The organism is Pseudoalteromonas sp. 2CM39R, assembly GCF_023161845.1.
Map to the genome: position 1 here is coordinate 49,570 of NZ_JALNTM010000032.1, position 12,438 is coordinate 62,007.

General features: G+C 42.2%; 15 protein-coding genes. 8 read left to right on the top strand and 7 right to left on the bottom strand.

Features of this window, described 5'->3' with window-relative positions:
- Nucleotides 1–11: 11 nt before the first annotated feature.
- The 3 genes from rsmB to def are packed head-to-tail and all read right to left on the bottom strand — an operon-like array spanning nucleotide 12 to nucleotide 2,774.
- Nucleotides 12–1,298, bottom strand: coding sequence for a 16S rRNA (cytosine(967)-C(5))-methyltransferase RsmB (gene rsmB, locus MTF66_RS35410; RefSeq protein ID WP_105173815.1), 1,287 nt, complete (start codon nucleotides 1,296–1,298; stop codon nucleotides 12–14).
- On the bottom strand, nucleotides 1,291–2,244 hold the full coding sequence (fmt, locus tag MTF66_RS35415; RefSeq protein WP_248530095.1) for a methionyl-tRNA formyltransferase: 954 nt from the start codon (nucleotides 2,242–2,244) through the stop codon (nucleotides 1,291–1,293). Before fmt ends, rsmB begins: the two co-directional genes overlap by 8 nt.
- A 20-nt stretch (nucleotides 2,245–2,264) precedes the next feature.
- The gene (gene def / locus MTF66_RS35420) at nucleotides 2,265–2,774 is read right to left on the bottom strand and encodes a peptide deformylase (protein ID WP_054554770.1); all 510 of its coding nucleotides are present in this window, start codon (nucleotides 2,772–2,774) and stop codon (nucleotides 2,265–2,267) included.
- Between the two features lie 118 nt (nucleotides 2,775–2,892).
- Between def and MTF66_RS35425 the strand changes: the two genes are divergently transcribed.
- From MTF66_RS35425 to hemF, 6 genes are all read left to right on the top strand, one after another.
- Nucleotides 2,893–4,011 (top strand): LysM peptidoglycan-binding domain-containing protein, encoded by a 1,119-nt coding sequence (locus MTF66_RS35425; protein WP_248530096.1) that lies wholly within the window; start codon nucleotides 2,893–2,895, stop codon nucleotides 4,009–4,011.
- Nucleotides 4,012–4,041: 30 nt separating this feature from the next.
- Nucleotides 4,042–5,139: a DNA-processing protein DprA gene (dprA, locus tag MTF66_RS35430; protein ID WP_248530097.1), complete on the top strand. Its 1,098-nt coding sequence runs from the start codon at nucleotides 4,042–4,044 to the stop codon at nucleotides 5,137–5,139.
- The gene (locus MTF66_RS35435; RefSeq protein ID WP_054563780.1) at nucleotides 5,132–5,605 is read left to right on the top strand and encodes a DUF494 family protein; all 474 of its coding nucleotides are present in this window, start codon (nucleotides 5,132–5,134) and stop codon (nucleotides 5,603–5,605) included. Before dprA ends, MTF66_RS35435 begins: the two co-directional genes overlap by 8 nt.
- 71 nt (nucleotides 5,606–5,676) lie before the next feature.
- Nucleotides 5,677–6,246, top strand: a complete 570-nt coding sequence (locus tag MTF66_RS35440) for a type I DNA topoisomerase (RefSeq protein ID WP_058583687.1) — start codon at nucleotides 5,677–5,679, stop codon at nucleotides 6,244–6,246.
- A 34-nt stretch (nucleotides 6,247–6,280) separates the two neighbouring features.
- Nucleotides 6,281–6,847 carry an L-threonylcarbamoyladenylate synthase gene (locus MTF66_RS35445; RefSeq protein WP_058583688.1) on the top strand — a complete coding sequence of 189 codons (567 nt, stop codon included), beginning with the start codon at nucleotides 6,281–6,283 and terminating at the stop codon, nucleotides 6,845–6,847.
- Nucleotides 6,848–6,849: 2 nt separating this feature from the next.
- Nucleotides 6,850–7,800, top strand: a complete 951-nt coding sequence (gene hemF / locus MTF66_RS35450; protein ID WP_248530098.1) for an oxygen-dependent coproporphyrinogen oxidase — start codon at nucleotides 6,850–6,852, stop codon at nucleotides 7,798–7,800.
- Here the strand turns inward: hemF and MTF66_RS35455 are convergent.
- The 3 genes from MTF66_RS35455 to MTF66_RS35465 form a co-directional block, all read right to left on the bottom strand.
- Nucleotides 7,797–8,249, bottom strand: coding sequence for a hypothetical protein (locus MTF66_RS35455; RefSeq protein WP_248530099.1), 453 nt, complete (start codon nucleotides 8,247–8,249; stop codon nucleotides 7,797–7,799). The two genes, hemF and MTF66_RS35455, sit on opposite strands and share 4 nt — an antisense overlap.
- A gap of 66 nt (nucleotides 8,250–8,315) precedes the next feature.
- Complete coding sequence (locus MTF66_RS35460; protein WP_054563785.1) at nucleotides 8,316–9,911, bottom strand: methyl-accepting chemotaxis protein; 1,596 nt, start codon at nucleotides 9,909–9,911, stop codon at nucleotides 8,316–8,318.
- 81 nt (nucleotides 9,912–9,992) lie between these two features.
- Nucleotides 9,993–10,424, bottom strand: coding sequence for a group II truncated hemoglobin (locus MTF66_RS35465; protein ID WP_248530100.1), 432 nt, complete (start codon nucleotides 10,422–10,424; stop codon nucleotides 9,993–9,995).
- A 41-nt stretch (nucleotides 10,425–10,465) separates the two neighbouring features.
- Here MTF66_RS35465 and aroE point away from each other — a divergent pair, with 41 nt between their 5' ends.
- On the top strand, nucleotides 10,466–11,290 hold the full coding sequence (gene aroE, locus MTF66_RS35470) for a shikimate dehydrogenase (protein ID WP_248530101.1): 825 nt from the start codon (nucleotides 10,466–10,468) through the stop codon (nucleotides 11,288–11,290).
- Nucleotides 11,287–11,541: a DUF1488 domain-containing protein gene (locus MTF66_RS35475; RefSeq protein WP_054563787.1), complete on the top strand. Its 255-nt coding sequence runs from the start codon at nucleotides 11,287–11,289 to the stop codon at nucleotides 11,539–11,541. Before aroE ends, MTF66_RS35475 begins: the two co-directional genes overlap by 4 nt.
- Here the strand turns inward: MTF66_RS35475 and MTF66_RS35480 are convergent.
- Nucleotides 11,538–12,071 carry a gamma carbonic anhydrase family protein gene (locus tag MTF66_RS35480; protein WP_058583694.1) on the bottom strand — a complete coding sequence of 178 codons (534 nt, stop codon included), beginning with the start codon at nucleotides 12,069–12,071 and terminating at the stop codon, nucleotides 11,538–11,540. The genes MTF66_RS35475 and MTF66_RS35480 overlap by 4 nt on opposite strands.
- Nucleotides 12,072–12,438: the final 367 nt, after the last annotated feature.

Genomic DNA, 12,438 nt, shown 5'->3' on the forward strand with positions numbered 1-12,438 from the left:
GCTTGTTCTTATTAGTGTTTTTTAACTAGCTTTGCATAATAGAAACCGTCACTTTCACCAGGGAGCAATTGCAGACCTGGTAACGTAGGCGTGTCGTTTTCATGCAGAGGTATGTGTTCAGCACTTGGATTATTGGCAAGGAACTTAGCAACTTGTTGTTGGTTCTCTTGCGGTAATACTGAGCAGGTCGCGTAAACTAACGTACCACCGGGCTTAAGTAGAGGCCAGATGCTATTTAAGATATCGCCTTGTAAATTAGCCAGATCTTCAATATCAGATGCACGACGTAACCATTTAATATCAGGGTGACGACGGATCACGCCAGTTGCTGAACAAGGCACATCAAGCAAAATACGGTCGAATTGCTGCTCATCCCACCAGATATGCGGTTGTGAAGCATCGGCACATTGTAAATCGGCAGCTAAACCAATACGCACTAAGTTTTGTTTAACACGTTCTAGGCGCTCGCTGTCACTATCAAGTGCTAATACGTCGGCATCAGCAAGCTCTAGGATATGGCACGTTTTACCACCTGGCGCTGCACACGCATCTAAAATGACATCATCATTTTGTGGATCTAAAAAGCGTGCTGCTAATTGTGCCGCAGCATCTTGAACTGAGCAGGCACCAGTATCAAACTCTGGCAGTGCGTATACATCACACGGTTTAGCTAGTTTAATACCATCAGGAAAATCAGCATTGAGGGTATGCTCAATATCATTTGCTTTAAGCATTTCGCTGTATTCTTGGGTGCTATATTGCGCTTGGTTTACACGTAACCACATAGGTGCTTGCAACTGATTCGCTTCAAGAATTTCTTGCCAGTTATCAGGGTAAGCTGCAGTAACTTGTTTGATAAACCAACCTGGGTGGTTAAATTTACAAACAGGAATTTGCTTTGCTTTTTCTTCAAGCTCAGCTTGTTCACGTTGGAAACTGCGTAAAATAGCGTTAATCAGGCCTTTTAAACCCAGTGCGCGCATTTGCTGCAGCGCATTAACCGTTTCGCTGATTGCTGCATGAGGCGGTACACGCATATGTTGAAGTTGGTAAATACCCACATACAACAAGAATTGGAAAATACGGCGCTTGCCTTTTAGCGGTTGATCTAAAAGTTGCTGGCAATAATTTTCTAGGCTAGGTAAATAGCGCAGCACACCGTAGCAAATTTGTTGCAGTAGGGCTTTATCTTTCGGCGATAATCCTTGGCTTGCAAAAGGCAGCTCTTGATTAAGCGATGCACCTTTATCGACCACGTTGTAGAGGGTTTCAGCAGCAAGTGCTCTTACATTACTCATTGCTTTGACCTAATACTGAGCCAGGTTCAACCCAATCACTGCGACCATTTAAAAAGTCAGTAACAGCCATTGGTTTTTTGCCTTGTGGTTGAAGAAGGGTGATTTTAAGTGCATCTTGTCCACAGCCAACGGTAATACCTTGCTTATCAGCAGCAATGATTTTACCGGCTTGTGCAGTTTGCGATACAACTTCGGCTTGCCAAATTTTTACCGTTTGTCCTGCCATTTCAGTAAAGCAAACAGGCCATGGATTAAAGGCACGGATATTACGCTCAATTTGCGTAGCATCCATTGACCAATCAATATTGGCTTCGTCTTTTGATAGCTTCTTGGCGTAATTTGCTTGTGCGTCATCTTGCTTTTCTGGGGTGATTTCACCTGCAGCAAGACGATTGATTGTACTGATCAGTGCATCAGGACCCAGTGCTGCCAATTTATCGTATAAAGAGCTACTGGTTTCTGTGCTATCAATCGGGCAACGACTGATATGCAGCATATCGCCGGTATCTAAGCCTTCATCCATTTGCATTATTGTTACACCGGTTTCATTGTCACCAGCCCAAATAGCACGTTGGATCGGTGCAGCACCACGCCAGCGCGGTAAAATAGAGCCATGCACGTTTAAGCAGCCTAAGCGCGGTGCATCTAAAATCGCTTTTGGTAACAGTAAGCCGTACGCCACCACAATCATAATATCGGCGTTCAGGCTGGTAAGCTCTGCAAGCGCTTCATCTGATTTTAGTGATTGCGGTTGAAATACAGGTAAATCATGAGCAAGTGCCAGTTCTTTAACTTCACTGGCTTTTAGCTTTTTACCTCGGCCCGCTGGGCGATCAGGTTGGCTATATACACCAACAACTTCGTGCTCTGAGTCAATCAGTGCTTGTAAATGGCGCGCAGCGAAATCCGGCGTACCAGCAAAAATAATGCGTAATGGTTGTGTCACAGATATTCCTATTGATTAACTTATGATTTAGCAGCCAGCTTAGCTTCTTTCTCAAGCTTTTTACGGATACGTTGGCGCTTTAAAGGCGATAGATAATCAATAAATAGGGTGCCTTTAAGGTGATCAAGCTCATGCTGAATACAAATCGCTAATAGCTCGTCAGCGTCAAGGCTGAATTCTTCACCGTTTTCATTAAGCGCTTTAACAGTAACTGTTTCTGCGCGGTCAACTTTTGCGTATGAGTAAGGAACTGATAAACAGCCTTCTTCACTCACAGTTGAACCATCTTTTTTGGTGATTTCTGGGTTGATTAATACTAACGGTTGGTCGCGCTCTTCAGATACGTCGATCACCACAATTCGCTGGTGGATATCTACTTGCGTCGCTGCTAAGCCGATACCGTTTTCGTCATACATAGTTTCAAGCATGTCTTTGACGATTTGACGAACTTCATCGTTTACTTCTGGTACTTCTTTCGCGATTGTACGTAAACGCTCATCCGGAAATCTCAAAACTTCTAACCTAGCCATAGTTACCTTTTACACTTGTGATTCATTTAGGGTATTGTATGCTCTTATTTTAGCCATTCGTGTTCACCTTTAACAGGTTTTGGTCGATAATAATCTAAAAACAACTCAAGGAAGCCAAATGAGATACCCACTAGTTGCGGCTTTGTTAGCCATTAGCTGTGCTTTTCCGGTAGCTGCTGATGTTTTAACAATTAAAAAAGATGCACCAAAACAATATGTTGTCAAAAAAGGCGATACGCTTTGGGATATCTCGGGCGTGTATCTTGATGAACCTTGGCAATGGCCTGATTTATGGCAAATGAACCCGCAAATAGCGAATCCACATTTAATATACCCGGGTGATGCGCTCACTTTAATTTACGATAAAGACGGAAATCCTCGTTTAGTTAAAAATGCGCGTTATAAAAAACTCTCGCCAGAAGGGCGAATTACACCAAAAGGTAAGCAAGCAGTGCCGACGTTACCTTTGGAGTTGCTGCGCCCATATTTGAGTTATGAGCAAGCGATTAGCGCCGATGTTATTGCACAAAAACCATATATTTTGGGTGCCAGTGTTAATACCAAAATGAATACCATGGGTCATACTCTTTACGTTAAAGGTGACTTAACACTTAACGAAGCTTATGGCGTATACCGTAAAGGCAATGATCTTGTTGATCCAAATACCAATGAAGTACTAGCGAATAAAGCGGAATTAGTGGCGATTGTTCGCGCATTTAGAAGCGGTGACGTAGAAAACGGTGTGTCTGCATCAGTTAGAGTTGAACTGGTAAAACAAGAAATTAAACCTCATGACTTTTTAATGCCGGCGATGGAAGGGCAAATGTTGCCAGCCTATTTCACTATGAAACGCCCTGAAGCTACTTTAGATGGCACTATTATCGCCGCAGCTAATGAAATGCGTGAATTTAGTACCATGGACATTGTTGTACTAAACTTAGGTTCAGACCAAGTGAAACCCGGTTTTGTACTTGATATTCAGCGTCAATCACCTGAAGTGTATGACGGCCGCAATGGTCCGCGTTACCGCGAAGACTCTAACAGCCTTGAGAAATTCATGACTGATGCAAATGATGTGTTAGGAATTGAAAGCGATGAAGACAGTAATGTATGGCACATGCCAAAGGAAAAAGTCGGTGAGTTAATGGTGTTTAAGGTATATGACAACGTTAGCTACGCATTGATTGTGAAGAATCAGCACCCGATCCGAGTTGGAGATTATGCAGTTATAAACTAACTCACAATTTGGGCGCTCTAAGGAGGGAGCATGGCACAGGTTTCAGGCAAGCTATCCCATTGGCTTGCCTTTTATTTATGTAAAGGGCTTGGGATAAAGAGCCTTATTGCATTAAGTCAAAAACAGCCACTGGATGAGCTATTTAAGCTATCTAGTTTAGAGCTTCAGCAGCTGGGTTTATCACAAAGCCAAGCCGATAACTTAGTTAATACTGACTGGCAGTTAGTAGCCCACTACCAAGAATTAATAGCAAGACTTAAAATCAAAGTCATAAGCTATTTTGATAACAGCTATCCGCCCTTGCTCAAGCAAATAGCCAGTGCACCTATCTTATTATTTTGTTTAGGTAACACAGAACTATTACTGTCACCGCAAATAGCAATCGTAGGCAGCCGCAATGCCACACCGACAGGGCTTGAAGTAGCCGCTGAATTTGCTCATCAATTATCTTCTGTTGGTATGACAGTAACATCGGGTATGGCTATGGGCATTGATGGCGCTGCCCATAAAGGCGCATTAGCCGGGTCAGGCAATACGATTGCCGTACTGGGTACGGGTATCGATATCGCTTATCCCAAACGTCATCGCTTACTCATTAAACAAGTTGCAGAGCGGGGCTTATTGGTTTCTGAGTTCTTGCCAGGCACCGCTGCTAATGCCGCTAATTTCCCGCGCCGAAACCGTATTATTTCTGGGTTGTCATTAGGTGTATTGATTGTCGAAGCGCAAATTAAAAGTGGCTCATTGGTTACCGTACGCTATGCGCTTGAGCAAAATAAAGAGGTGTTTGCCGTGCCGGGTTCGATAAAAAGCCCACTTTCAGAGGCAAGCCATTTTTTAATTAAGCAAGGCGCTAAATTGACAGAAAATATTACTGATATTCTTGATGAAGTGAGCTTTTTCTGTGAAAACAGTCTATATAGTATAGAACAGCCTATTGCAGATGAACCCGACTGCCCAGTGTTCAAAAGTATAGGGTATGAGGTAACAAGTGTTGATCAAATAGCACAGCGCAGCCAATTACCTGTAGACGAAGTACAAGCTCGGTTACTCGACCTAGAGCTCGCAGATAAAATCGAACGAGTACTAGATGGTTATATAAGACTAGGAGGACATAAACATGTTTGACATCCTCATGTATCTTTTTGAAAACTATATCCATAGTGAAGCTGAAATCTTTACTGAAGAGAACGAACTTACCGATGAGTTGGTTCGTGCTGGCTTCAATAAACCTGAAATCTACAAAGCCCTTGATTGGCTAGAGCAACTTGCTGACTTACAACAAAGCGATATCTACCCGTACCTTAATGCCCAACCACAACATGCCATGCGTATTTACACTGATAGTGAATGCCAAATGTTAAGTGTTGAGTGTCGCGGTTTTTTAATGTTTATCGAGCAAATTGGCGTGATTAACACTGTAACTCGCGAAATGGTTATAGATAGACTTTGCGCTCTAGATAAACCATTTATTTCTTTGGAAGATCTAAAGTGGGTGGTGCTTATGGTGTTATTTAATGTACCAGGGTCAGAGCAAGCTTACGCACAAATGGAAGACTTAATATTTGACGAGCCAGCTGATGTATTACACTAAGTAGACTTTGCTTGTATCTTTGTTGAGTTTGGGTATATTAGGCGAAAATTAGCCAACCCCACAGGAATCTTATGAGTAAAATCGACCATTCTCTTTTTTCTGCAGATAAGCATGCACTCGAAAAAGAGTATGAGGTTTGCCCTAAATGCGGTTCTGAATTGGTTATGCGCAACTCAAAGTCAGGGCCGTTCTTAGGCTGTGCCAGTTACCCAAAGTGTGACTTTATCCGCCCATTAGCTCATCACGATAGCCAACAAATAAAAGTACTCGAAGACAGTGCCTGCCCAGAGTGTGGTAAGCCATTAGTAATTAAAAATGGCCGCTACGGTATGTTTATTGGGTGTACTGGCTATCCTGAGTGCCACTATATTGCCCATGATGAAGAGCCTGACGATGCCCCTCAATTACCTGCTTGTCCTAAATGCAAAAAAGGCCAGCTGGTTGCGCGTAATAATAAGTTTGGCAAAACCTTTTATTCTTGTGATGGCTATCCGCGCTGTAAATATACCCTTAACCATAAACCTGTGGCGACCGAGTGCCCGGCCTGTCAGTGGCCAATTATGACCGAAAAGAAAACTGCCTCAGGTGTTGTGTTACAATGCCCGCAGAAGTCGTGTATGCATAAGTTAGTCGAATCTTAATGCACTTGTAATTTGTTTATTTAGGAGAGTTTCTTTGTCTGATCCTGTTACACAACCAGCCAATGCAATTGACGCTTTGCAGCAAGGCGGTGTAATTGTTTACCCAACCGAAGCTGTTTTTGGTCTTGGTTGCGATCCTGATAACCAAGCTGCGGTTGAAAAGCTTTTAGCCATCAAACAACGCCCTGTAGAAAAAGGGTTAATTTTAATTGCTGACAATTATGGCCAGTTATTAAAGTATGTAGATGATGCCAAAATCCCGATGGATAAACGTGCTGATATCTTTTCACAATGGCCAGGTGCTATCACTTGGGTGATGCCAGCAGCAAAAGAAACGCCAAAGTGGCTAACAGGCCAGTTTGATACTATTGCGGTACGTGTTACTGATCACCCTACGGTAAAAGCCCTGTGTCAGCAATTTGGTAAGCCGTTGGTTTCAACAAGTGCAAACTTAACCGGTCAAGAAACGGTAATGACTATCGCACAAGCGAAAAGCGAATTTGCAGACACAGTAGATTTTTATGTTGATGAGCCGTTAGGTGGCAACAGCCAACCAAGTGTGATCAAAGACGCAGCGACCGGTAAAGTATTTAGAGGATAAACATGCAAAGCGAGCTACTCGAACAAGTTAAAACCTATTTAATGGCCTTACAAGATACAATTTGTCAGGGCCTTGAACATGCTGACGGCAAAGCAAAGTTTGTTGAAGATAATTGGCAACGTGCAGAAGGCGGCGGTGGCCGTACTCGTGTTATCCAAGGTGGTAATGTCATCGAACAGGGTGGGGTAAACTACTCGCATGTATTTGGTGCTTCAATGCCAGCATCAGCAACAGCACATCGTCCAGAGCTCGCCGGTCGTAGCTTTCATGCATGTGGTGTGTCATTAGTGATCCACCCTAATAATCCACATATTCCAACTAGCCATGCCAATGTCCGTTTCTTTATTGCCGAAAAAGAAGGCGAAGAGCCAATTTGGTGGTTTGGTGGTGGTTTTGATTTAACCCCTTATTACCCTGTTTTTGAAGATGTACAACATTGGCATCAGGTTGCTAGCGATTTATGTCAGCCATTCGGTGCTGAGGTTTACGATAAATATAAAAACTGGTGTGATGATTACTTTTATCTAAAACACCGCAGTGAAACACGTGGTGTTGGTGGCTTATTCTTTGATGATTTAAATGAGCTTGGCTTTGAACAAAGCTTTGCCTTTATGCAGGCGGTAGGAAATGGCTATTTAGATGCTTACCTTCCTATAATTGAGCGCCGCAAAGACACGCCAACTACCGAACAGCAACGCGACTTTCAATTGTATCGTCGTGGTCGTTATGTTGAGTTTAATCTTGTTTGGGACCGTGGCACATTATTTGGCTTACAAACAGGTGGACGTACTGAATCAATTTTGATGTCGATGCCGCCATTGGCACGTTGGGAGTATAACTATGTACCTGCTGCAGATAGCCCTGAGGCTAAGCTGTATCAGTACTATTTACGCCCACAAGATTGGTTAAATAGCAAAGAGTCTGATTTAGTTGCACGCCAATGGCAGCTTTAATCAAGTATTGAAACTACTCGAACCAACATTGCGTTGTCACCCTCTACGAGGGTGGCAACACTGTCACTGCTAGGCAGCTCTGCCAAGACACTAAATAGCACTTCTGCTTTTAATATCTTTAGCTTATCAGGTGTCGTATCAATGGGGGCGCTAACCTGTGTTAAGCATTGACTGATATCACAGGCATAGAAATCAAGTTTCACCTCAAAATATTCAGGGTGTTGAATAAGCTTATCAAAACCACCAACAATACTTTGTTCATACTTATCGCTTTGTGATGTTTTATCTTGGCTGAGAAGAGATAGAGCAATCTGTTGAATATCATCACGATGTATATATTCATTAACAGTGCTTATTTGATCAGCAGATTCATTTACGCTGTGTTGATAGGTAAATAGTAACGCCGCAATAATTCCAATACAGACTAAAAGAGTTGTTAAAAATTTCATTTAAACATCCTTATTTACTATGAAATGCATATAACAACTCTAGCAGTTGCACGAAAAGCGCGCAATTTAGCTTAATTTAAAGCGTCTTACTTGCTCATCAAGTGAACGAGCTAACGACAACAGCTCTTCACTGACTTTTTGGTTTTCATGGGCATCGACTAATGAGTGCTCGGCATTGTCACTAATTGCGATAACACTTTGGTTAATTTCTTCAGCCGCGAGGTTTTGCTGTTCAGTAGCATCAGCAATTTGCACGTTAAGTTGGTTTATCTCACTCATTTGTGAAGAAATATCACGTAATGCTTTAGCTACTTGCTTAACTTGCACTGCTCTTTCGTCTGCTTCTTCGCAAGAGTTATTCATGGTATTAACGGTTTGTGCCGCTTCACTTTGTAGCTTGTCGATAGTGCGGCGAATTTCGTCGGTTGAGTCATGGGTGCGGGTCGCTAAAGTACGTACTTCATCGGCTACCACAGCAAAGCCTCGGCCAGCTTCACCAGCACGAGCCGCCTCAATGGCAGCATTAAGTGCAAGTAAGTTTGTTTGTTCGGCAATGCTACTGATCACCTCGAGTACTTTACCAACGTCTAACGTTTGGGTTTGCAGTTGACTTACTTGCTCGGCAGCTGCTCTAACATCTGCCGCAAGTTGATTAATACTTTGCTCAGTGTGCTCAGCAACATGTAAGCTTTGCTGCGCAAGTTGATTACTGTGCTCTGACTTTTCAGATGCAAAATGGGTGGTGTTTTTAACTTCGCTTGATGAGCTTTCTAGTTCATTGATGGCGGCAGCGACCGAATCTGTCCCTTGCTTTTGCTTTAAGATCGCTTGCTCGGTAGCATCCGCTGAGGCATAAATGCTTTCGGCAGAGTGGATCAATACCTTAGAAGAATGAGAAACTTGGGCAATATTATCTTTAAACGCACCAATCATGTGATTAAAGCTGGTGGCAAGAGAACTAAGCTCGTCATTATTACTGTCGTCTACTGTGAGGCTTAAATCTTTATTGGTGGTTGCCAAGTGCATGGTATGGCTAATGACTTTTAAGCGTTTGATGAAAATTTTTCTAAACATCACTGCTAGTAGTGAGAAAGCCGAAATGAAAATAGCCGCTAATAGTAGCGTGTTCATTAAGGTGTTTTGCGATACTTCTTGCTCAATATCAGCTAGCGAGTAACTAATTTTTACTACACCTAACACATCGCCTTCTTGTGCTTGATGGCAGCCTAAGCAGTTTGTTCCTTTATAATCACTGCGAGCAAACATAGGCTTTAGATAAGTCATCGTACTTTTTTGATTATCAATAAATAGTGCTTCAGTGCCTGTTAGTGCTTTTCGCTCAGCATCGTTCGTCGCAACTTGATTGGCATTTCCTGGCCCATAAATTTTATTAACGATTGGACTACGAATGATATGGGCGTCTTCAATATTAGGGTGGCTTCTTAATTTAGTACTTAGAATTTCGCGATTAGCCATAGTGCCTGTCAGCATCATGGTATTAATAGAATCAAAGTAATTATCGGCAAGCAGTTTTATGTTACTTTCAACGGTATCCCTTGCTAATTCATGTTGTTGCTGGGCACTACTAAATATACTGGCAAATAATACCAATACCCCTGTTAGTGCTAACAAGGCATAAATTTTAAATTGGATAGACTTCATTCGACGACGCTTTTACTAAATTAAGGAAAATTTATTATCTTTATTTAGAAAAAGCGTACATTGATATAGCGCAAAGCTTAGTTAATTTTGATTGATCATATGGCTGGCGAGTTGCGATAACGACTGTCTTAACCCTTCGCGAAGTAGCGGATTATCAATCTCGATATCAAGCGTTTTATTCATACAGTGCATCCATTGGTCACGTAGGTCTTGATCAATAGGGAAAGGCATGTGACGCTTTCTTAGCATTGGGTGACCATATTTTTCAACGAATAGGTCAGGGCCGCCCAACCAGCCCGATAAAAACTCAAAGAATACTTGGCGAATTCTATCTAAAGGCTGCGGATGCATATCATATAATGGTTTGGCGTATTCATCTGTGGTCATTATGTCGTAAAATCGATTTGCAATTGCTCGAGCTCCTGCTTCACCGCCAATAATTTCGTAAGGTGTTTTTTCTGGGGTAGGCGTTTCAGGCGTTGGTTTCGATTTAGAAAAAAGTCGTTTAATCATAATATTAATAAAGCTCTACAGGGCGAAGAGGTTGCTTCACTATGGACAAATACGCGGTTTTTGGAAATCCAATAAAACATTCGAAATCACCCGCAATACACGCACAATTTGCTGCATCATTAAACGAGCAAATACAATACAGCGCCATTTTAGCACCAACAGATGCATTTGAAAAAACTGTCGCTGAGTTTTTCGCTGCGGGTGGTAAAGGGGCTAATGTTACTTTGCCATTTAAAGAACAAGCGTTTGCCATGGTCGATGAACTAACAGAGCAAGCGAAAATTGCCGGAGCCGTAAACACTATTAAACAGCTTGAAGATGGCAGCCTACTGGGTGATAACACCGATGGTGTAGGACTTGTTAAAGATCTTTTAGCTAATAATGTCACCTTAAAAGGGCAGCGAGTTCTTCTTATTGGCGCCGGTGGTGCAGCGCGAGGTGTCATTCAGCCATTATTGAATGAGCATATCGAAAGCTTAACAATAGCCAACCGTACCGCCGAAAAAGCAAAGGCGCTAGCGAGTCATTTTAATGGTGAAATAAATGTGCAGGGCTTTGCTTTAAATGATATCCCAGCAAACAACTATGATGTGGTGATTAATTCAACCTCAAGTAGTGTAACAGGAGACCTGCCGGGTATAGCTGAAGACCATGTTGCTAAGTGTCAGTGCGCTTACGATATGTTTTACGCTAATGACGATACCGCATTTATCAGTTGGGTTAAGTCGATTAACCCAACATGTTTAACACTCGATGGTTGTGGCATGTTAGTTGGCCAAGCAGCACAAGCTTATTTTGTATGGCGCAATAAAATGCCAGAAATTATTCCCGTTGTTACCGCGCTTAAAGCAGGAGAAATTGCGTGAATCAAGCTATCCAATTTATAGACAGACTCGAATTTAAGCCTGAAGAAAAGCAGTTGGTATTCTTCGCACAAGTAAGTGGCTTGATGGTGGAGTGTGTTATTGATACCAGTAAGTATGATTTTGCTGATCAAAGCAGTGCGGTTAATTACTTTGAATCTTATCGTTTCGATTACGAAGAGCTCGCCGAGCAACTGATCGAAGATGAGCAGTATAACTCGGCAGGACAAATCGAATTAACCGAGGTGTTTTAGCCCTCAGCTAAGTATTCATCTTTAAGCTGAACATAATTATCAGCAGAGATTTTTAAAAAGGCGCGCTCTTGCTCTGTTAAAGGGCGAGCCTGTTTAACAGGGCTACCTACATAAAGGTAACCAGACTCTAAACGTTTGTTAGGTGGTACCAGTGAACCACCACCAATGATCACATCATCTTCAACAACTGCGTTATCCATTACTATTGCGCCCATACCAACAAGTATACGATTACCAAGTTGGCAACCGTGTAGCATAACCTTATGACCAACAGTGACATCATCACCAATAATAAGAGGGTAGCCATCGGGGTTTGACTTAGAGGCACGAGTTAAATGTAAAACACTGCCATCTTGAATGTTCGTACGTTCACCAATACGTATATAGTTAACATCACCTCGCGCAGCAACAAGAGGCCATACACTTGAATCTTTACCAAGCGATATATCACCTACTAAAACCGATGACTCATCAATATAAACACTATTATCGTATGTCGGAGTGATCCCTTTATAAGAACGGATAGTCATAAATTCACCTTTTAATTTTAAAATGCGCTCAGTCTAGTGTAACAGCGAAGCAAATAAATACACCAAAACAGGCCTAAATTGACTGCAAAACACCCAGTTTTAGGGTGTTTAGTTCAAAAGCTGAGCGAACAGTACGTTTTTTTAAATTTTATTGAAAAAAGTGCTTGCGTAAAAAATCCATCTCCCTATAATGCGACCCCACTGACACGGCGGGCAGCAACGAAAGGCGCTGAACAACGTAACAGAGAGTTAAGTGAAACTTCGGTTTCAAATAATCGAAAGAAAGTTTGAAATTAAGTGTTGACTCGAAAAATTAAGGATGTATTATACGCATCCCTAGCGACAACGTCGCAACGTTCTTTAACAA

What these genes read in the sequence shown, in the direction of transcription:
- rsmB (WP_105173815.1), bottom strand. Translation starts at nt 1,298, where the DNA reads ATGAGTAATGTAAGAGCACTTGCTGCTGAAACCCTCTACAACGTGGTC.
- def (WP_054554770.1), bottom strand. Translation starts at nt 2,774, where the DNA reads ATGGCTAGGTTAGAAGTTTTGAGATTTCCGGATGAGCGTTTACGTACA.
- MTF66_RS35425 (WP_248530096.1), top strand. Translation starts at nt 2,893, where the DNA reads ATGAGATACCCACTAGTTGCGGCTTTGTTAGCCATTAGCTGTGCTTTT.
- dprA (WP_248530097.1), top strand. Translation starts at nt 4,042, where the DNA reads ATGGCACAGGTTTCAGGCAAGCTATCCCATTGGCTTGCCTTTTATTTA.
- MTF66_RS35435 (WP_054563780.1), top strand. Translation starts at nt 5,132, where the DNA reads ATGTTTGACATCCTCATGTATCTTTTTGAAAACTATATCCATAGTGAA.
- MTF66_RS35440 (WP_058583687.1), top strand. Translation starts at nt 5,677, where the DNA reads ATGAGTAAAATCGACCATTCTCTTTTTTCTGCAGATAAGCATGCACTC.
- hemF (WP_248530098.1), top strand. Translation starts at nt 6,850, where the DNA reads ATGCAAAGCGAGCTACTCGAACAAGTTAAAACCTATTTAATGGCCTTA.
- MTF66_RS35455 (WP_248530099.1), bottom strand. Translation starts at nt 8,249, where the DNA reads ATGAAATTTTTAACAACTCTTTTAGTCTGTATTGGAATTATTGCGGCG.
- MTF66_RS35460 (WP_054563785.1), bottom strand. Translation starts at nt 9,911, where the DNA reads ATGAAGTCTATCCAATTTAAAATTTATGCCTTGTTAGCACTAACAGGG.
- MTF66_RS35465 (WP_248530100.1), bottom strand. Translation starts at nt 10,424, where the DNA reads ATGATTAAACGACTTTTTTCTAAATCGAAACCAACGCCTGAAACGCCT.
- aroE (WP_248530101.1), top strand. Translation starts at nt 10,466, where the DNA reads ATGGACAAATACGCGGTTTTTGGAAATCCAATAAAACATTCGAAATCA.
- MTF66_RS35480 (WP_058583694.1), bottom strand. Translation starts at nt 12,071, where the DNA reads ATGACTATCCGTTCTTATAAAGGGATCACTCCGACATACGATAATAGT.